The sequence below is a fragment of the Colwellia sp. 20A7 genome, from assembly GCF_009832865.1.
Taxonomy (GTDB): domain Bacteria; phylum Pseudomonadota; class Gammaproteobacteria; order Enterobacterales; family Alteromonadaceae; genus Colwellia.
Map to the genome: position 1 here is coordinate 1,147,088 of NZ_CP047130.1, position 20,486 is coordinate 1,167,573.

Sequence of the window (20,486 nt, forward strand, 5' to 3'; positions counted from 1 at the left end):
TTTTACGTTAGCTTTTGAATCGTATTTTTTTGTGAAACCAATTATTAACTGAGGGTGTAATAGATGAGAGAAAAGGTAGAATTTCCTAGTCAAGGTCAATACTTGGCGGGTTTATTAGAAACACCAGATCAAGCAATACGCGCTTATGTTTTGTTTGCACATTGTTTTACTTGCGGTAAAGATGTTGCTGCTGCGTCGAGAATTAGTCGATTTTTGGTGCAACACGGTTTTGCTGTGTTTAGATTCGATTTTACAGGTTTAGGAAACAGTGATGGTGACTTTGCGAATACTAACTTTTCATCAAATACCGAGGACTTACTTTCTGCTGCAAGTTTTTTAGAGCAAAATTACGAAGCGCCACAATTATTAATAGGGCATAGTCTTGGTGGTGCTGCGGTGTTAGCTATGGCTGATAAACTTCCAAAAGTAAAAGCTGTAGTGACTATTGGTGCTCCGTATGAAGCAAGCCATGTAATACACAACTTTGATGCACATATTGATACAATAGAGAATGATGGGCAAGCAAAAGTAAGCTTGGGAAAACGAGAGTTTACCATTAAAAAGCAATTTTTAGATGACTTACGTAATCAAACAACGGCTCATATTCAACACCTAAACAAGGCTTTACTCGTATTACATTCACCTATTGATTCAACTGTCGATATTGCTGATGCTGAGAAAATTTATAAAGCGGCTAAACATCCTAAAAGTTTTGTTAGCTTGGATACCGCTGATCACCTTTTATCCAAATCAATAGACAGTGAATATGTAGCACAAACTATTTCGGGGTGGGCAAGTCGTTATATACCTATGCCTAAAACAGCAAATAAAAGTGTTAGCAAAGGGCATGTATTAGTTGCCGAGCTTGATCATAAATTCCAGTTAGATATTTCTACTGATCATCACCATTGGTATGCTGATGAGCCAACAGAGCAAGGTGGTAAAAATTCAGGTCCTGATCCTTATGAACATTTACTTGCTGCCTTAGGGGCTTGTACCGCGATGACTATTCGCATGTATGCTGATCATAAAAAGATACCACTCGAGCATGTAGAGGTCTCTTTATCTCATGTACGTGATTCTTTAAAAAGAGAGGATGGTACTGCTGCTGGGCATGATGAAAAGGTGGAAGCACTAATCCGTAAGGTACAATTATTAGGTCCACTAAGCGATGAAGAAAAAGAAAGACTGATGGAAATAGCTAACCGATGCCCTGTGCATAGAACATTACACAACAACCCGCAAGTTTTGACTACTTTAGTGGAGTAATGTTTATCTGATATGTTGTAGATTAGTCTTTGGTCTACAACCTTATCAGCTAAAGTTGCCTGTTAAGGCTATCAGTTAAGGCTATCAGTTAAGGCTATCAGTTAAGGCTATCAAGTTATAATAATCATTTCAGAGCATTCAGGCTCGCTAAGCCAATTTATAATAGTAAAGATAAATATTCATAGTTTATTGTTTAGTATTAGCAATACTAACGTCCAGTTCAACGTTAGTATTGCTAAAAGTTAGCGTTGTTTATCTATTCTGACGGTACTGTTCTCTAAATAAATCATTCTCACTTTATCCGAAGAATGAAATGTCATTTGTGGATCTACATCTTGTATCACCATAAACTTTTTACCACTGTCGACCTCGATCATTAATTCAACCAAGCGTATTACGACTTTTTTAGGTTGGCTATGACGATTATTTGCGGTTGAACCTCCAATAATAGCACCTAATATTGTTGCGACATCTCTACCGCTACCACCGCCAAATTGATTACCAATAGCACCACCTATTAGGGCTCCACCAAAGGTATGCCAACCATTGTTCTTATCTTGAATCAGCGTTTCATCAGTGATGTTACGTACTGATATTACGGTACCAAATAAAACTTTCTCAACAGGTACCGCTTTATTTCTATCATAGTTGGCATAGCTATCATTGCTAAAAAAAAATATGATAAATAAAGCCAATATTTTAAGACTTGTTAATTTCATGATATTACTTGCCTCCTATCCATTGTACTACCAGCTTACAAACTCTTTTTCTTTCGTTTTACGAATTTCAGTTTCGTCAGCCCATTCTACTAAGCCACTTTTTAAATCCATCAGGCGCATAGTAAATTTATAATACACATCAGACTTATCTTTATTCGATTTAACAATACTGGCTAAATTTCCGTATAACATATATTGTGCGCCGACTTGCTGGCCAAAAGCGATAGCCTTACTGGTATCAACCATACCACTACTTTGTTGAAATTCAAGTTGCTCACGTACCGCAGCAACACGTCCCATATCAACAAAACGGAATTTACCTGAGCGTAATAGTTTGGTAGAAATAGAATCAGTAATTGATTCGGTGTCTATATGCTCGCTGGTTTTATTTTTTATACTTTCTACAAAAATAATAGGTCGAGTATTGGCTGTTAACGTGCCAACAACGGGTGATAGTAATAAAGAGTCAGTCATTTGGCTGGCAACTTTTTGTAAATCGGTTGAGCCAAAGTTAATATCGGTAGTTTCTACCGCTGCGGCATCACCATATCGAACGACTGATTTATTGGTACAGCCACCTAGTGCTGTTATGGCAATACATAAGCTTGTTGCTAATACTATTTTATTCATAATTTTTTCCTTAATAACTTGTGCTGTTAATTAAAACTTAAAAAACTTTTCGGGTACTTCACGGACATAAATGCTAAAGCTCGATGCATTGGTTGATGGTGCTAAGCCTGCGGCAGTTGCTGTTTGCATACCGTGTAACTCAAACGCTTTCCATGGACTTTTTCCTACTTCAATAGCAAAACCGTCTTGATCAAACCATTGAAATTGATACTGTAATTGTAATGATTTTTTATAAGTACTTGTTAAAATTGCGTTGACCTGTAATAAATCATTATTGGTGCGTGACTTGATATCGCTAATATAAAGTTTAGAACCAAGTTGCTTGTTGTCTATTTGTAAGTGTTCACTAAACGCTTGCTCTGGTGTTATTTGATTACTGCCAATACCTGAAGTAAGCGGTGCTATGTTTTGACAAGCACTGAGCAAAAAAGTGCCCACTATTAAGGCTAAAATGGTGCGAGATTTATGGTTCATAAGTAAACTCCTAAGTTAGGTCTATTTTAGCATTATAAGTTAAAATTTATATGCTAAAGATTATAGGTTTGATAGTGATGAAAGGTACCTATAGCGGTTAATTTTATTAAAGTAATTCTATCGGGATTAACTAATATCTCAACTTGCTGGTTCAATCCATTTATATTAAGCGTAATATTATGTTCACCTACCGGTAAGTTTAATCGCATTATATGAATGCTATCAGGTAGTGTACTCCAACTTCGCGTGTCAGCTTTTTCTGTTGCAAGGTTATAAATACTAGCAAAAAGGTTTCCAAGCTCACCATTATTTCGTGATAACTGTTGTCTAAGTTCTTCTTTGGCAACTAACCTAACTATTTGTCTGGTGACCATCGCGGGTAAATCATCTTTCAATTGTTTCGCGGCTAAAGATTGTAGCCTTACTATCTCTTGTGATTGATAACGTTTACCTTGGTATTGCAGGCTTAATGGTGAATAGCTCGTTAAGTAATTCTGGTAGCTAGGTAAAGCGACACTGTAAAATCGCATTTGATTGTGACGAGTAAAAATAGGTAAGTTGAGCGCTATTTCTTGCTTTGCTGCTACTATGCCGTTTTCCGTAATTACAATAACTTGCCCATTGTTTTTTTTATCTAATGGGTTGTTTTTACTAATGATAGTGTCAGGTAACGTTGTTTTTAATAAACTTATATCAGCACTCATAGATAGGTTATTCGCTAATCGCCAAACATCTTGCTGTATGTAGCTATTATTAGGATAGATTTCTAATGCTTTTTTGTAATCAATGTACGCATCATTACGTTGGCCTGCGGCTTCATAAAGTAAAGCGGATAAGTAAAATGTGTAGGCATTTTGAAAGCCATTTTTAACATTGCCAATAGCATTATTCATTGTTGGATATTGGCTATCAAATTTACTAATATTCAAACCTTGTGCTGACATTTTTTCTTGATTTTTTAAAATATTGTTAGCATTATTTTTTAGCGCTTGATCTTGTACTAAGTTAGCACGACGAACTTCTACCAAAGCACCAGATAAGTTTTTCTGGGCTAAGTAGTTCAGCGCTTGATAAGTATGCAGCATACTTTGCTCATAGAAGGGGATGTCATAACGAGTCGCGTTGTCATTACTCATTATTGCGGCAACATTCTCAACACCTCTACTAAGCTCAATTTTTGCTGAAAGCTGGTCTTGCTGAATGAGTTGGTATACTTGCTCAAAGTCAGTTTTACTTTGCTCAATATCTGTCGCTAAGAAAGCTAAACGGGCTTTTTCCAGTAAATGTAAATTATAGCTACTATCACCTGAGTTACGCGAAGGAATCAAGCTAATAGCTTGCTGAAAATTCCCTTGTTGTTGCGCCTGTTTTACTTCTCGCATTTGCTGATTGTAATTACTGAATAAGTCATTAAATGCACCGGTACTGCAAGCACTTAGTATTAGTGACAGGAGTATGAATATAGAGGTTTTTATAAAGGTTACTTTCATACGGTTAACTTTTTTCATCCTAGATAGCGAGCTGTTTAGACATGAAGTATTGTTTATTAGTTCAACCTAGTTTACTTCCTACTTGCATTATATAGAAAATAAAGCTGAATAATTACCTAAAAAATCACTTTAACGCGAACAAAAGAGAAATACTCTTATTCTTCAGTATTCATAAATAATACTTTCTCTGACATTAGTTAGGTTAATCTATAATTTAATTTAAAGGTTAATTCATCTGTTAATACATAGATTAATTCACTGGTTAATGAATAGTTTATTGATTTTAGTCATCAAAGTCGTGTTCCTTGTTAGACAAATATTGACTTGCCTCAGCGTTGAATTAGAATTTGATATAAACGAATATACTAATAAAATTTTACTTACTCGATACACATTTAAGGTATTTATATCTATGTCAGAAGAACTTACTAATTCAAAAAAATCACAACAAAATAAAATTCGTTTTAATTGGCAAGATCCGCTACTGCTAGAGTCATTATTAACTGAAGAAGAGCGCATGATACGTGATAGTGCTCATCAGTACTGCCAAGAAAAGTTAATGCCACGTATTTTATTAGCAAATCGGCACGAACGTTTTGATGTTGGCATTATGAAAGAGCTTGGCGAGCTAGGCTTACTTGGGGCAACTATCGATGAAAAGTATGGTTGTGCCGGCGTTAACTATGTGACTTATGGTTTAATTGCTCGTGAAGTAGAGCGGGTAGATAGTGGTTATCGTAGTGCGATGAGTGTGCAATCGTCATTAGTGATGCACCCAATACATGCTTATGGAAGTGAAGAACAAAAAATGAAGTTTTTACCTAAGTTGGCTAGCGGTGCAGCGATTGGTTGTTTTGGTTTAACTGAGCCTAATTCAGGCTCAGATCCTGCAAGTATGTCAACTAAAGCAGTTGAAGTTGATGGTGGTTATCAACTCAACGGAAGTAAAATGTGGATTACCAATTCTCCTATTGCAGATGTCTTCATTGTTTGGGCTAAGCTAAATGGCGTGATTAAAGGTTTTATTCTTGAAAAGGGCATGGTTGGTTTAAGTGCGCCAAAAATTGAAGGGAAGTTTTCGTTACGTGCATCTATCACAGGTGAAATTGTAATGGAGAATGTTTTTGTGCCAAAGGAAAATATGCTTCCCAAGGCTGAAGGACTGTCAGGACCTTTTGGTTGTTTAAATAAGGCTCGGTATGGTATTGCGTGGGGCGCGTTAGGCGCTGCAGAGTTTTGTTGGCATGGTGCTCGTCAATACACCCTTGATCGTGAACAATTTGGTAAGCCGTTAGCGGCAACACAGCTTATTCAGAAAAAATTAGCAGATATGCAAACAGATATTAGTGTGGGGTTATTAGCTTGTTTACAAGCAGGGCGATTAATGGACTCTGGGCAACTAGCGCCGGAAGCTATTTCTTTAATTAAACGTAATTCATGTGGTAAAGCATTAGATATTGCTCGAGCGGCTAGGGATATGCACGGAGGTAATGGTATCAGCGATGAATTTCACATTATTCGTCATGTTATGAACTTAGAAGCGGTAAATACTTATGAAGGTACACATGATGTTCATGCACTTATTTTAGGTAGGGCTCAAACGGGCATTCAGGCGTTTTTTTAAGATTAAGCAAGTCATACTAATTAAAATTTTTTAGTGTAGAATAGTAGAAATTTTATTGTAATTATATTTCTACTTACTTGCACTTTGAGACAGCATAAAGATGACCACTCTTAGAAAACAAAATGAATCGAATTTGGTGTATGCGTTTAAACGATTATTAAAAGGACAATGCTATGGTTCGCAAGGACAATTAGCAGAAGCGCTAGCTGAGCAGGGATTTGAAAATATGTCTCAGGCTAAAATATCTCGCTTGTTATCTAAGTTAGGAGCAGTAAAAACACGTAATGCTAAAAATGAAATGATTTATATTTTACCTGATGAATTAGCTGTGCCAAAGTCAAAGCACTCTATTGAATCAGTAGTGCTAAGTGTTAAACATAATGGTATGCAAATTATATTAAAAACAGGTATTGGTGGGGCTCCTTTAATTTCTAGAATGCTTGATAGCATGGGCGAATCAGCGGGTATTTTAGGAACGCTTGCAGGTGATGATACTATTTTTATTGCACCAGTAGAAGCTGAACGAATTGAAGAAATATCACAATCGATTCGTACTTTGCTTGGTGTAAATGCCAGCTAATAGAGCATGATGAAATTTAGAATTCATGATGACCATATATTCATAGACTCTTAATCAGGCCGTTGACCTAATTCTAAATTCACATAAATAGATTGCCGCAAAGCATCTGAATAGCTCGTTTTGTTAACTCTTAATAAAATAATAGCGAGTTATTCACCCACCATAATAAGTATTACAGTAGTAAGCTGTTATCGGCTTAGTTACTAGTTTAGTTACTAGTTTAGTTACTAGTTTAGTTACTAGTTTAGTTACTAGTTTAATTACCGGCGTTAACTAAACTAAGTTGATCAAAGTTACTATTTTATTCATACTCATACTTATGTTTTCTGATTAACTATTTTTTCAGGCTACCCATAAATATGAAATATATATTTTATACTTTTTTAATTTCCCTATCTACGGTGTTGTGGGCGGAGCCTGTAATTTCAAAAAAAAACACTGTAATTGATCTAAAATTATCTACTAACTCTAACCATGCCTTATATGCTAAAGAGCTTTTAATAAAAGCGTATGCATTAATAGATCATGAAATCAATTGGGTAAACCTCACTAGCTCTCAGGAGTTAGAACTTGTCAATAACGGTAGATTAGCAGCAGCTATTGCAAGAAGCTCTATTATTGAAAGTCAATTCCCTAAGTTAGTCAAAATACCCTATGAACTGTTTGACTTCTCTCTTCTTAGAGTAAGCGATAGACGTCGTTGTGGTTATTGTTTAAATGAAGATATAGAGTCTATTGTTTATCCTAAAGGAGCCATTTTAGCCGTAAGTTATGCTGAATCTTTACCTGGTGATGTGGACAAATTAGGACTTAATAACCCTGATAATCTTAATGAAATTATTTTAAAAAGGCGGGCAGATTCTGTTTTGATTATGAACTTTTTATTGGCTCCTGAAATTTATGAAAATCCGGATTTTATCGTTGAGACCATTACACATAAATATGATTATCATTATCTATCACCGAAGTATAAACACTTAGCAAAACCGCTTCTTAAGGCTTTTCAAGAGTTAGAACACAATGGTACTGTGGCCAAATTACAACAAAAGTATAGTATTAATTCTGTTTATCATTTAAGTGATGTACCTAAAGAGGTTAGCTTCATTTCAGGTACTTGGGATGATTATAGTAATGCTGATAGTACAGGGGCTTATTGGGATATAATTGAAAAAGTGTTTAATGAAGACTTTTCTATTACTAAAAACACTTCTATTTGGGCTAGGGCTATTCATTCTTTTGAGCAAGATCAAATTGATGTATTGGTAGGTGCCTATAAAGAGGATGTAGTAATTGATGCTATTTTTTCTTCATATCATCTTGATTATGAATACCCTCTTTATGCTTTTGCTCGTAATAATAAAACGTTAGATCGTATTAAAGAAAAAGATGCCACGCTGACTGCTTGCATAGATGCAGGAAGCACTTTACGTAAACATATTGCGTTTATTTCTAAAGATAATATCGTCGAAACATCATTTACACAATGCGAGACACTATTAAAGAATAATAAAATTGATATTGTTATTGAATATGATTATAACTTGGAACAATCGACTCTGGCTTTACCAAGAGTGGTGTTAATGGAAAGCTCTCCTTTATTTCTTGTTTTCCATAACACGCCTAAAGGGCATTTTCTAAAGTCCTACTTTGATCAAAAGATAGCGGGATTAGCTCGAAAAGGTATTTTAAAAAGCTTATTTCCTGATGAATACTCTTTTAATAGAGCAAATATTCGACCCTGAACTCAATTTTTAGGGTGACTATTACGGTGGTATTAATAAATTCAAACTTCCTAAAGCAAATTAACTTTGTAGTCTTTCTTTTGCTATAATTAGCGATGAAACTTATGAAAAAGTAAAATGGTAAACTTATGGAATATGAATTTATACACGATGCAATAACAGGTAACGCTAAAGCCCGATTCTCTTTAGAGCATGAGGTAATAGGCCCATGGATTGAAGTTGAGCTAGGGAATGATAATACCAAGCTAAAGCACTTATTAGCAGTGATTGATGATGTTGAAAAGGGGTCTCAGAGTGAAGTGGTAATTACTGGCCATGAATACACGATATCGATCAGTCAAGATGATGTTGAAATACACACTAATGCAAGCTTAGATGGTATAGAGTCGCTACCAGAGATGTTAACAACCGAACATATTCATTTTGATGATAATGAAGGTGCTGCTTGCGGTATTGATGATTTTAAAGAACTACTTATTTCATGGGCAATGTTTAACAATAACTTATAAGAATAATATTTTCTTAACTCGAGTGAAACCTAATATGGACAATATATTAGGTTATAAAGAGGCGCTAATTTGAAGAATAATTTCAGGCAGTTCTTCTTTTTTTATTCCTAATATAGAAATTATTGGCTTTTCCAAATACGGCCAATCAGCTGAAGCTTCATCTAGATTTTTTAATGAAACAACATGCTCAGCTAGCTTCAATATCGCAAATAAATCTTGCTCTGGTGAGCCATTTAATCTATCTAAATAGTCTATCTCGTGGTGTTGTAATATTATTTGGCAAACATCTTTTGGCAAACGCCATGAACTTGCTACGTAATAGCCTAGAATTGCGTGGTTCACATGAAAATTCTGTTCTTCTAATTTGACTAATGATAAGTCTGAAGTTAATGCTAATTGATCAACAACCTCTTGGTAGTTATTATGTTTCATCGCTAGCACAGGAATACCACAGTCATGAAATAACCCTAGACTAGAGAGTTTGTCCATTGCAATACTTTGTTTGAATCTCTTTCCAATTGCCACAGTAGCATTAGAAATATCTGTTGTGGTGCGCCAAAAATCTTCTAGATTAATACTACAATTTTTAGGATCAAAACTTTTTTTGATAAGACTATTAGTGATCAGCATGACTACACCATAAATGCCGATATATTTTACTGACATTTTTATATCAGTAATAGTTCTACCTAATCCATATAATGGTGAGTTAACCGCTTTTAAAATGGCCGCACTAACAGCAATATCTTGGCTAATACAATCAGCAATAGCATTGGTGTTAGGGTATGGTTCTGCCATCAATTTTAAAAGGTTAAGGAGTAACTGAGGCTGTGCAGGAACAGCAAAACCTTTACTGATATCGTCTAAAACATTTTGATCAACAATAAGCATAAAAAGAATAGTAGTGTAAATTTAAAAGATTGGGTTAATTCTAAAGCATATTAGTGATAATTACTTAATATTATTAAAAATATTTGTTAAAGTTTATCTTTATATTGTATGGTTTCAAGGTTTTTTATGAATAATTGCGCAATTTTAACGATGGAAAATCTGTCTGATTTTGAATGTTATGATAGTTTACTTGATAAGTCTTTAGCACAGCGAGGATGGCAAACACAATTAGTGTCATGGCGGGAAAGAAGTGTAGATTGGCAACAATTCGATGCCGTTATTATTCGAAGCCCATGGGATTACCAAGATGATGCTAGTGCTTTTATATCGGTATTAGAAGAAATTGAGCGCTCAAGAGCGGTATTACAAAACTCGTTAGCAACCGTTCGTTGGAATATTGATAAAATATATTTAAAATCACTCGCTGAACAACAAGTCAATATTGTGCCAACTTTGTGGGGGAGTAACTTTTCAGCTAAAGATATTATTAGTTTTTTTGACTATTTCAGCTGTCAACAAATTGTGATTAAACCTAGGATAAGCGCTAATGCAGACAATACTTTTTGGCTAAAAAAAGAAACGTTTGAAACCTGTTTGAGTCAACTAGAAGATATTTTTTCACAAAGCGAGTTTATGGTTCAACCATTTATGAGCAGTGTGATTGAAGAAGGTGAATTTTCTTTATTTTATTTCTCCGGCAAGTATAGTCACGCTATTTTAAAAACACCAAAAAAAGATGATTTTAGAGTACAAGAAGAGCATGGTGGGCAATTAGAGTTAATAACGCCTGAAAAAGCGTTATTAGCACAAGCAGAGAGTACTTTAGCTGCGATTAACCACTTAACAGGAGAAATTCCCTTATATGCGCGTATTGATTTTGTCCGAGATAACAATGCGAAGGCCGCATTTGCTTTAATGGAAGCTGAATTAATAGAGCCTTCACTATATTTTAATATGGATGACAACTCAGCTGATAATTTTGTGAATGCTTTTGTTAAACGGATGAAGGAATATTGCTAACATTAGCTCTTATGTAGGATATCCTTAAGTAAAAAACTTAGCTACAGTATTTATTAATAGAATTTTTGTCTTTATGTAACACGTTAGCTAACGTGTTACATAAATCATGGTGGTAAAAAAAAGTATAATTACCGCATTGAATATTAATATATAAGTAAAGCCTTTAATACCTTCCTTTAAGCTATAACCATGGTTATCGAGATACCACCACCAAATAGCACTCATGAGGATAGGTAATATAAAGAAAAATTTGATCATGTTAATGTCCTGATGAATTAGTTGTAGGCTCAGATTTATTCACGTTTATTTGTTTAACTGGTTCATGCCAAGGTGCTACTTTAAATAGCATTAACATACCGGGAACAGCTAATGCGGTACATAGAAAGTAAAATTGAGTCCAACCTATTTGTTCTACAATAAATCCTGTAGTAGCATTAGCAAATGTTCTAGGTAGAACAGCTAATGCCGTAAAAAGAGCGATTTGTGTTGCGGCAAAAGCAGGGTTTGTTGTACGAGCTATAAAAGCGGTGAAAGCCGCGGTACCTAAACCTACGCCTAAATATTCAAAGCCCATTGCTATGGCCAAAGCGTAATTGTTATGGCCAATTTCAGCAAGGGCTGCAAAGCCAAGAATACTTGCTATTTGCACAAAACCAAACAACCATAAAGCACGGTTGATGCTGAGTTTTATCATAACAAGACCACCAACAACTATACCTACAGTCATAGCAATCAAAGAAGATGTTTTAGCGATAACACCTATTTCTGTTTTACTAAAGCCCATATCAATAAAGAATGGGGTTTGTAACGCCGTGGCCATATTATCACCTAATTTATATAAAACTAAAAAAGCGAGTGTATAGCAGGCTGGTTTGAAGCCATTACTTTGTATAAAGTCTTTAAAAGGTAGTATCACCGCATCTTTTAATGATTTTGGTGCATTTTGCTCAGTATCTAATTCTTTAATAAATAAAGTTAATAAAACACCAACAACCATGAAAGCAGCCACAATCATAAAAACAGATTGCCAACTGATATGATCGGCAAGAATAAAGGCTAATGAACCGGGTACAAGGCCAGACAAGCGATAAGCTTGAACATGAATAGAGTTTCCAAGGCCTAATTCATTATCGGGTAGTAATTCACGTCTATATGCGTCTAATACAATATCTTGGCTAGCACTGAAAAAAGCCACCGCGGCTGCTAAGTATGCTACCGACCAAATATCAGCGACGGGATTTACCCAACCAAAAGCGGCGATTGAACCCAGTAATAATATCTGTGTTGCTAACATCCAACTTCGTCTTCTACCTAAGCCACCTAACGAATAGCGATCTATTAACGGCGACCAAATAAATTTCCACACATAGGGAATACCTATTAAAGAAAATAAGCCTATTTCTGCTAAGCTAACTCCTTGATCGCGCAGCCAACCGGGCACTAATTGATAAAGTACAAATAAAGGTAAGCCCGAACTAAAACCTGTAAAAATACAAATTAGCATACGCTTGTTTAAAATAGCTTGTTTAAACGATGTATTCGACATTAATTACTACTTTGCAAAATTGATCATGCAAGCTTATCAGAGAGTTGAACTGAGCAGAAGGAGATTAACATTATTAAACTGAATGTTATTTAAGGAATAGGGCGCCAACCAATGCAATCAATAGGATAACTGCCAACACCATTAAAAAAATCAAGACAGGTATTTATTTCACTTTTAAAGAATAAATCATATTTTAAAGCTTTAGCACCATTGACACTTATCTGATGTATTAAATGCCAAAAAACACGTTCTTTTGCATTGCTTGGCGTTTCATCTAATACGTTTAATAAAGTCCATTCACTCATCGTATCTAAAATGAAATTATCTAATTCGGTATAGTGAATCGAGCTATTTATAACGGCGTTAACATAAGCCACCATTTGTATTACTTTAGTATTGATGAATTGTTCAATTATCATGACGGACCCCATGAAGACGTCCTTGCTTCCTGAATAATTTAATTGATGAACCGCATATGTTGTTATGCTCAACAATTACGGGCTAAAAAAGAATAAAGTATATACATTTATTAATGTTACAGGTTCTTTTGTTAAAAAAATTAGTCCATTATTCTTAATAAATATGTAACATTATGTTAATTACTCTGATGGTAATAGCGTAGCTTTAATCAATATTATAGGCGCTAGTGGTACATTTTCCCAACCGATAGCCTCATTATATTCAGTTTTTACCTTAGCTATCGCCTCAAGTACTTCTTCTCCTTCCATAATCATACCAAACACTGCATAGCCCCAACGTCTTCCAGGATCTAAATTGGTGTTGTCGTTAATATTAAAAAAGAATTGTCTGTTGGCCGTATGCGGTCTATTTTCTTTGGCCATTGCAATAGTGCCTATTTCATTTTTTAAACCATTGCCTGATTCATTAATAATATCACCGTTCGTTTTTTTTGGAATAAAGTCAGCATCATAACCACCACCTTGTACGATAAAGTCTTCGACGATACGATGAAAGATAGTGTTGTTGTATTCACCAGTGACAACATACGTTAAAAAGTTATCAACAGTCATTGGTGCTTTAACACGGTCAAGTTCAACAATAATTACTCCCATGCTTGTTTCTAATTTTACTTTTGGGTAAATATTAGTTGGATCAATAGCAAGGTTTTTAGTAAATGCTACTGAGCTAAATAAAGCCAAACCGAGTAAAAATGTACGGGTAATTTTAGGGGTAGTAATTAAGTTACAAAAAAATTGCATGAAATGAATCTCTATTAGGGGGTTATATTAAAAAATCACTGATCTTTTGGTTTACTATAATTTGCTCTAGTAGCTTGGCTAAACGCTCATTAAAGTTACGCTCTAATACAGCTATGTCTGCTTTAAAAGGCCCATCACTATTACCTCGGTTTTTAAAGGTGCTAGTGAGTGTTTCTGAGCCATTGTTTACTATTACTTTTAATATGATTTCTGTTTGTACTTTATAATCGAAGGTTGATTGTTCAACATTGATAATCGCTTTATCAATAGTGATATTAATAGTGTTGATAGCATTATTGTTAAGCGTTAGTTGTTGCTTCTTCCAATGCTTAGTTAAGGTTTCTTGAATCGTATTTTCAAGCCTTTCTTGTGCTGAAACAAGAGTAGCGGCTTTGCCTTCTCGCATAATTTGTACAATATGATTTGATGTACGCATATCGATTACATCAAGTTGTGCTTGTTTGTTATTTTGCACAGTATTTGATGGACTCGATATCTCAGGAGCAATAATTATGTGGCTAGGTACATTGGCACATCCGTATAACCCTAATAATAGTAAACATGCAGTAACTTTATGGATAACAGTATTAAATTTCATGAGAGGTAGCCGCTTTGTTGTTAGTCAGTTTAGTGATTAGTTTTTTGGTTATTATCTTTTGGTAATCATTTTTTGTTAAGTGATTTTTTGTTAGAAAGTAATAACATCATTATGCCCAATTATCTCTTTATGGCTGACTGTGTGACAAATTTGTCATTACTAGCAATCAGTTTTTCATTACCAAAGATTCTTTTTAGTTTTATATGATATGCCAATTGTCTATTACCAATAATGCGTAACTCTCCTCCTTTTTTCAATACTCTATGGCTATCTTTAAACATTTGCCATGCAATATGATCTGTAGTTGCAGCTTGCTGATGAAAGGGAGGGTTACATAAAATCAAGTCAACACTATTACTTTCAACATTACTTAAACAATCATTGAGTTGAAACTGACATTGTGTGATTAAATCAGGTAAGTTATTGTTAATATTTTCTTTCGCAGATGTTATAGCCATGTGTGACTCATCAAAAAACTGTATTTTAGCACTGGGTTGTTGGGCTAATATAGTTAAACCTATAACACCATTACCACAACCCAAATCAATTACTTGGCTATTTTCTGCTACATGCGGTAGGTTTTCAATAAAATATCGAGCACCTATATCAAGCTTTTCTCTTGAATAAACATTGGCATGATTACTAATAGAAAAGTCACAATTTAAGGTTTTATTAGCTAAGGGCCATATTGTTGGAAAAGGAGATTTTTGGGTTTGCTCTTGATCAAATTGGCAAAAAACTAACCGTGCTTTTTTTACTGCAAGTGAGGTTGTTGTTGTTCCTAAATATTTTTCAAATAATTTAAGCGTTGAACTATGAATATCTTTTGCACGATCAGCAGCAATAAATATTGGCTGTTGTCCTGTTTTATTTTGGTCAACACTATCCTTAATCATGATTAATTGTTCTATTAACAGTGATTTGCTTTTAGGGATTTTAAATAAAATAACCTCAATGTTTTGAGGAAGAGAATCTAAACAATTTAGTTGTGTGACATTGTCATGACTCAATAGATTTTTTTCAATATTACAGGCAATCCCTTGGCTGCTTATATAAGAATCATTAATACAATAAACGTCTACTTTATTAGGATAAGTATCATCTGCATTTTTTGGAACACAAAAATGTGTCGTTAATGCGCCAAAAGCATCATTAAAAATTACCACACGAGACTTTTCAGAGAGTAACTGTTCAGTGTTAATATAATTGATTAAATATTCGTCAGCGGCATCCCATGCCTGTAAACTGCGATTTACTTGTGCTAACGGAAAACGCACCAGTGTTAATTGTTTATCATGAAGAAAAAAAGGGCTAAGCATTTTAAAAGTAATGTAGGATAGAAATTAATATGAGTTATTGTGACATATCCGCAAGCGACTTCAAAATATACTTGTTTAAATGTTGATTCACCCCCATAAAAGTAACTAAAATAAAGACTATTAAAATACTAAATAGATTAATGGTACTAAGTTGTGTCGATTGATAAATATTTGCTTTTGTTTCTTTGTTGATGGCATATAGAATTTAATCGACTAAAATTATTAGTACACCTTTCATTTTATCGAGAATAATAATGTTTATAGCTACCGTCATTGAAGAAAAAATTCTCTCTGCTTTTTCCCCGTTACACCTAGACGTAATTAACGAAAGCAATAATCACAATGTGCCGCCAGGAAGTGAGTCACACTTTAAAGTGACTATTGTGTCTAATAAATTTGAAGGTGAGCGTTTAATTAAGCGCCACCGTGCAATTAACTCCTTATTAGCTGAAGAGCTAGCAGGAAAAATACATGCGCTTGCATTACATACCTATACCGAAAAAGAGTGGCATGATTATTATGCCGACAATACACCATTGTCACCGAATTGTTTAGGCGGAAGTAAATAACTTATTCAGTCGTTATTTCTTCTTTTTTTCACTGCTCGTACCTCTTTGATTTATTAGCAAGGTACAATAGCGGAAAATTCCCATGCTACCTCGGAGTAATATGGGCATAAATTTATTCTTTATAAAAGTAATTTAAAAGGTTTTCTTATGGTTATCAAACCAAAAATTCGTGGTTTTATTTGTACTAATGCTCACCCAGTAGGCTGTGAAGCACATGTTAACGAGCAGATTTCTTATGTTAAAACTCAAGCGTCTAGCGATAATGGCCCTAAAAATGTTTTAGTTATTGGTGCATCTACTGGCTATGGTTTAGCTTCACGTATTACTGCAACATTTGGTCATAATGCTAGCACATTAGGTGTTTTCTTTGAAAAACCACCAACAGAAAAGAAAACAGGATCAGCTGGCTGGTACAATACTGCCGCTTTTCAAAAGGCTGCAGATGAAGCGGGTATTTATTCTAAAAATATTAATGGTGATGCTTTCTCTCATGCAATTAAAGCGCAAGCAATTGAAACCATTAAAGCTGATTTAGGTAAAATTGATTTAGTAATATACTCATTAGCATCACCACGTAGAACTGATCCTGATTCAGGTGAAGTATACTCATCTACTTTAAAGCCTATTGGTGAAAGTGTTACTACTCGAAACTTAAATACTTCTAAACGTACTATTGATTCAGTTTCTGTAGAAGCAGCGAATGAAGAAGAAATCCAAGGTACTATCGATGTTATGGGTGGTGCCGATTGGGAGCTTTGGCTAAATGCATTAAAAGAAGCTGATGTATTAGCACAAGGTGTTAAAACTGTTGCTTATACATATATTGGCAAAGAATTAACGTGGCCAATATATGGTAAAGCGACTATTGGTAAAGCAAAAGAAGATTTAGATCGCGCAGCTACAGCTATTAATGCTGCAACGGCTAGTCTTGATGGCCAAGCACGTGTTACATCACTTAATGCAGTAGTAACGCAAGCAAGCTCAGCTATCCCAATTATGCCACTATATATTTCAGCCATGTTTAAAGTAATGAAAGCTGATGGCACCTATGAAGGATGTATTGAACAAATCGCTAATTTGTTTAAAGAAAATATTTATAGTAATAGTCCACGTCTTGACGACCAAGGGCGTTTCCGTCAAAACTATAAAGAGCTAGAAGACAGTGTTCAACAACGTATTACTGATATTTGGAATACTGTTGAAACAGAGACTATTGATGATTTAACTGATTATGTTGGTTATCATAATGAATTTCTAAAACTGTTTGGTTTTGGTGTTGACGGGGTTGATTATGATGCAGATGTTAGCCCAGAAGTGAGTATTAATAACCTAAGTTAATACAGTTAAAACTATCTACTTTAAAACCGATGCTTGTCATCGGTTTTTTATTTTTTGTAGGACTCAATTTAGTCATCTATAATTAGGTGAATTTAAAATTTTGTAGCTGATGATATGCCTAGTCTTTGGTTTTCACACTTTTTTGAGCGTAATGATAGTAACTTTGTTGATTACAATAGACGACTTTATTCTTTTTTAGGATTTAGTTGCTTTGGTTGTATAGCGCTATCATTCTTTAGTTATGTTAATTATATCAATAACGATATAGTTATTTTTTTAACCGTATTTATTACCCTTCTTATTTTCCTTGCCAATTTAGTTTTATTTTATTTTTATAAGTGCTTAGATTTGAGCTGTAATATTATCAGCTTAAGTATTGTTATTTTTTGTCTGGTCTTGGTTTACCAAGGAGGTATTGATAATACCGCGCTTTATTGGACCTTCCCCTTTCCGTTAGTACTCTTTGCAATGCTTGGTTATCTTTATGGATCTATCACTAACGGAATCGTATTTGTATCCTTATTACTTATGCTTAATAATCAGGAACTATTAATAGCTCATTATTCTGATATTGAAGTTATTCGTTTCCTCTCTTCTTTTTTTGTCGTCAACATTCTTAGTTTTATTAATGAATATTTTCGTGAACACAGCCACTCCGCGATGACTGACATTAATATCACTAAAGAACAGCAAGCGAATACTGACATACTTACTAATTTACCTAATCGTCGTTTTATCGATGCGGTATTTATTCCTGCCAGCAAGGCAAACGTACCGAATCGTTTCCCCATGGTGCTGATCATGGGTGATGTAGATTACTTTAAAAGCTTTAATGATAATTATGGTCATCAAACTGGCGATCTTATTTTGGAAAAATTGGCTAGAACAATGGAACAATCTATTCGTGATGAAGATATTGTTTCTCGCGTTGGAGGAGAGGAATTTTTAATTTTTTTTTCAAATACAGATTATGATACCGGCATGAAAATAGCTGAAAAAATGCGAAGTGCAGTTAGTGGTATGAGACTAAAGCATGAAACTAAAGAGTTAAAAATAACAATGAGTTTTGGTGTGGCAATTGCCCACAGTTACAATGAAATTGACAGTAAATTGAAAGAGGCAGATGAAAAACTGTACCAAGCAAAAAATGCAGGTCGTAATTGTGTTTGTTAAATTTTAGTTACGGACTACTTTTATTTATCAGCAGTATTAATCTAGCGACTTAGCACATTTAATTTTAATCTTCATTATTAGAAAATAACCTAAAAAATTAATTGATCTGTATCATCAAACAAGTCTTTTTTATTAAATAAATGTTAATGGTTGAGCTTTTGCTCTTTTTTTAGTCCAAAAGATACCACTATAGTCTAAATTGTAGTGAAAATTTGTGAATGAGCGTAGAATGAAAAGACTTTTTTTGGTAATATTTGCACCAGAAAAATTTAACTTAGAGCCAGTGGGTCTTGTTTTTTCGAATGAATAAATAAGTTCTTTACTGAAATACACTGAAATCAATTACTTATATGTCTTTTTTATTTGGGTTATGCCAATTATTAAGGATAAATATGCCGTTGATTTTTTACTCCCATCAAAAGTAGTGCAAGTGTTTATGATTACAATAAAAAAAGGCTTAGATGTTCCTGTAAATGGAGCTCCACAGCAGGTAATCCATGATGGTCCGTCCATCAAAACCGTTGCGACATTAGGTGAAGAGTTTGTGGGTATGCGTCCAACCATGTTTGTAAAAGTGGGTGATCGTGTTAAAAAAGGTCAAGTGATTTTTAGTGATAAAAAGAACCTTGGCGTTAAATTCACAGCTCAAGCTGCCGGTGTTGTTAAAGAAATTAACCGTGGTGAAAAACGTGTTTTACAATCAGTCGTTATCGATATTGATGGCTCTGATCAAGAAATATTTGCTAGTTACTCGGCCAACGAATTAGGTGCTATATCACGTGAGAATGTGGTAAATAACTTAGTTGAATCTGGTCTTTGGACTGCAATAAGAACACGCCCATTCAGCAAAATTCCAGCAGTTGATAGCGCTCCCCAAGCTATCTTTGTTAGCGCGATGGATACTAATCCTTTAGCCGCTAACCCTGAAGTTATTATTGCCGAGCAAGCGGAAGCTTTCAAACAAGGTTTAACGATTCTTTCTCGTTTAACTGAAGGCGAAGTTTTTGTAAGTAAAGCACCAGGAGCTAATATTCCTGTTGATGCTAATGCGATTGTAACTGAGTTTGCAGGTAAACATCCTGCTGGTTTAGTGGGTACGCATATTCACTTCTTAAAAGCTGCAAGTGCTGAAAGGTTTGTTTGGCATGTAGGCTATCAAGATGTCATCGCTATTGCTAAATTATTCACTACAGGTGAGCTTGATAACACACGTGTTATTTCGATTGCCGGGCCAGCTGCCAAAAATCCTCGCTTAATTCGTACTGTTTTAGGTGCAAATACAAGTGAATTAACAGCCGGTGAAATTACAGATGGTGAAGTTCGTGTAGTGTCTGGTTCATTATTAATGGGTGCAACGGCAACAGCTGTACATAGTTATTTAGGTCGTTATCATGTTCAAGTGTCTTTGATTCTTGAAGGTCGCGAAAAAGAATTTATTGGATATATGTACCCTGGTCCAAATAAATTTTCAGTAACTCGCGCTTATATGTCTCACTTCTTCCCTAAGAAGCTGTTTAACATGACAACCACCACTAACGGTAGTTCACGCGCAATGGTACCTATTGGTAATTTCGAACGTGTTATGCCATTAGATATTTTACCTACCTTGTTTTTACGTGATATTTGTTCAGGTGATACTGATAGTGCGCAACAACTTGGTGCCTTAGAGCTAGACGAAGAAGACTTAGCACTGTGTACATTTGTTTGCCCTGGCAAAACAGATTACGGTGTAATTCTTCGTGACTGTCTAACTACTATCGAGAAGGAAGGTTAGT

General features: G+C 34.8%; 21 protein-coding genes. 10 read left to right on the forward strand and 11 right to left on the reverse strand.

The window, feature by feature from the left end:
- The first annotated feature begins 63 nt into the window (after positions 1–63).
- Positions 64–1,269 (forward strand): bifunctional alpha/beta hydrolase/OsmC family protein, encoded by a 1,206-nt coding sequence (locus GQS55_RS04990; protein WP_159818520.1) that lies wholly within the window; start codon positions 64–66, stop codon positions 1,267–1,269.
- A 242-nt stretch (positions 1,270–1,511) separates the two neighbouring features.
- On the opposite strand, the gene GQS55_RS04995 is transcribed toward GQS55_RS04990, so the two are convergent.
- The 4 genes from GQS55_RS04995 to GQS55_RS05010 are packed head-to-tail and all read right to left on the reverse strand — an operon-like array spanning position 1,512 to position 4,582.
- Positions 1,512–1,988, reverse strand: a complete 477-nt coding sequence (locus tag GQS55_RS04995; protein WP_159818522.1) for a glycine zipper 2TM domain-containing protein — start codon at positions 1,986–1,988, stop codon at positions 1,512–1,514.
- A gap of 27 nt (positions 1,989–2,015) precedes the next feature.
- A complete protein-coding gene (lpoB, locus tag GQS55_RS05000) occupies positions 2,016–2,618 on the reverse strand; it encodes a penicillin-binding protein activator LpoB (RefSeq protein ID WP_159818524.1) in 603 nt (200 codons plus the stop codon).
- Between the two features lie 30 nt (positions 2,619–2,648).
- On the reverse strand, positions 2,649–3,092 hold the full coding sequence (locus GQS55_RS05005; protein WP_159818526.1) for a YcfL family protein: 444 nt from the start codon (positions 3,090–3,092) through the stop codon (positions 2,649–2,651).
- 53 nt (positions 3,093–3,145) lie between these two features.
- Positions 3,146–4,582: a COG3014 family protein gene (locus GQS55_RS05010; protein ID WP_201294566.1), complete on the reverse strand. Its 1,437-nt coding sequence runs from the start codon at positions 4,580–4,582 to the stop codon at positions 3,146–3,148.
- Between the two features lie 412 nt (positions 4,583–4,994).
- Here GQS55_RS05010 and GQS55_RS05015 point away from each other — a divergent pair, with 412 nt between their 5' ends.
- The 4 genes from GQS55_RS05015 (at position 4,995) to GQS55_RS05030 (ending at position 9,037) form a co-directional block, all read left to right on the forward strand.
- Entirely contained in the window at positions 4,995–6,206 is a 1,212-nt protein-coding gene (locus GQS55_RS05015) for an acyl-CoA dehydrogenase (protein ID WP_159818528.1), read from the forward strand.
- Positions 6,207–6,306: 100 nt separating this feature from the next.
- A complete protein-coding gene (gene argR, locus GQS55_RS05020) occupies positions 6,307–6,786 on the forward strand; it encodes a transcriptional regulator ArgR (protein ID WP_159818530.1) in 480 nt (159 codons plus the stop codon).
- Between the two features lie 359 nt (positions 6,787–7,145).
- Positions 7,146–8,528, forward strand: coding sequence for a hypothetical protein (locus GQS55_RS05025; RefSeq protein ID WP_159818532.1), 1,383 nt, complete (start codon positions 7,146–7,148; stop codon positions 8,526–8,528).
- 128 nt (positions 8,529–8,656) lie between these two features.
- The gene (locus GQS55_RS05030; protein ID WP_159818534.1) at positions 8,657–9,037 is read left to right on the forward strand and encodes a YacL family protein; all 381 of its coding nucleotides are present in this window, start codon (positions 8,657–8,659) and stop codon (positions 9,035–9,037) included.
- 51 nt (positions 9,038–9,088) lie between these two features.
- Here GQS55_RS05030 and GQS55_RS05035 read toward each other — a convergent pair whose 3' ends face one another.
- Positions 9,089–9,928 (reverse strand): HDOD domain-containing protein, encoded by an 840-nt coding sequence (locus GQS55_RS05035; protein WP_159818536.1) that lies wholly within the window; start codon positions 9,926–9,928, stop codon positions 9,089–9,091.
- A 126-nt stretch (positions 9,929–10,054) separates the two neighbouring features.
- Here GQS55_RS05035 and GQS55_RS05040 point away from each other — a divergent pair, with 126 nt between their 5' ends.
- Positions 10,055–10,948 (forward strand): ATP-grasp domain-containing protein, encoded by an 894-nt coding sequence (locus GQS55_RS05040; RefSeq protein WP_159818538.1) that lies wholly within the window; start codon positions 10,055–10,057, stop codon positions 10,946–10,948.
- Positions 10,949–11,035: 87 nt separating this feature from the next.
- On the opposite strand, the gene GQS55_RS19800 is transcribed toward GQS55_RS05040, so the two are convergent.
- The 6 genes from GQS55_RS19800 to GQS55_RS05065 form a co-directional block, all read right to left on the reverse strand.
- Complete coding sequence (locus GQS55_RS19800) at positions 11,036–11,206, reverse strand: hypothetical protein (protein ID WP_201294568.1); 171 nt, start codon at positions 11,204–11,206, stop codon at positions 11,036–11,038.
- 1 nt (position 11,207) lies between these two features.
- Positions 11,208–12,494: an AmpG family muropeptide MFS transporter gene (locus GQS55_RS05045; protein ID WP_159818540.1), complete on the reverse strand. Its 1,287-nt coding sequence runs from the start codon at positions 12,492–12,494 to the stop codon at positions 11,208–11,210.
- A gap of 89 nt (positions 12,495–12,583) precedes the next feature.
- A complete protein-coding gene (locus tag GQS55_RS05050; protein ID WP_159818542.1) occupies positions 12,584–12,913 on the reverse strand; it encodes a hypothetical protein in 330 nt (109 codons plus the stop codon).
- A 180-nt stretch (positions 12,914–13,093) separates the two neighbouring features.
- Positions 13,094–13,714: a peptidylprolyl isomerase gene (locus GQS55_RS05055; RefSeq protein WP_159818544.1), complete on the reverse strand. Its 621-nt coding sequence runs from the start codon at positions 13,712–13,714 to the stop codon at positions 13,094–13,096.
- Positions 13,715–13,736: 22 nt separating this feature from the next.
- Positions 13,737–14,312, reverse strand: coding sequence for a YajG family lipoprotein (locus tag GQS55_RS05060; protein WP_159818546.1), 576 nt, complete (start codon positions 14,310–14,312; stop codon positions 13,737–13,739).
- Between the two features lie 119 nt (positions 14,313–14,431).
- Positions 14,432–15,631 carry a methyltransferase gene (locus GQS55_RS05065; protein ID WP_159818548.1) on the reverse strand — a complete coding sequence of 400 codons (1,200 nt, stop codon included), beginning with the start codon at positions 15,629–15,631 and terminating at the stop codon, positions 14,432–14,434.
- A gap of 254 nt (positions 15,632–15,885) precedes the next feature.
- Here GQS55_RS05065 and bolA point away from each other — a divergent pair, with 254 nt between their 5' ends.
- The 4 genes from bolA to GQS55_RS05085 all read left to right on the forward strand — a co-directional run bounded on the left by bolA (position 15,886) and on the right by GQS55_RS05085 (position 20,485).
- Entirely contained in the window at positions 15,886–16,200 is a 315-nt protein-coding gene (bolA, locus tag GQS55_RS05070; protein ID WP_159818550.1) for a transcriptional regulator BolA, read from the forward strand.
- Between the two features lie 147 nt (positions 16,201–16,347).
- Entirely contained in the window at positions 16,348–17,538 is a 1,191-nt protein-coding gene (gene fabV / locus GQS55_RS05075) for an enoyl-ACP reductase FabV (RefSeq protein ID WP_159818552.1), read from the forward strand.
- Between the two features lie 348 nt (positions 17,539–17,886).
- Positions 17,887–18,711 carry a GGDEF domain-containing protein gene (locus GQS55_RS05080; RefSeq protein ID WP_159818554.1) on the forward strand — a complete coding sequence of 275 codons (825 nt, stop codon included), beginning with the start codon at positions 17,887–17,889 and terminating at the stop codon, positions 18,709–18,711.
- Between the two features lie 436 nt (positions 18,712–19,147).
- Positions 19,148–20,485, forward strand: coding sequence for a Na(+)-translocating NADH-quinone reductase subunit A (locus GQS55_RS05085; protein WP_159818556.1), 1,338 nt, complete (start codon positions 19,148–19,150; stop codon positions 20,483–20,485).
- Position 20,486: the final 1 nt, after the last annotated feature.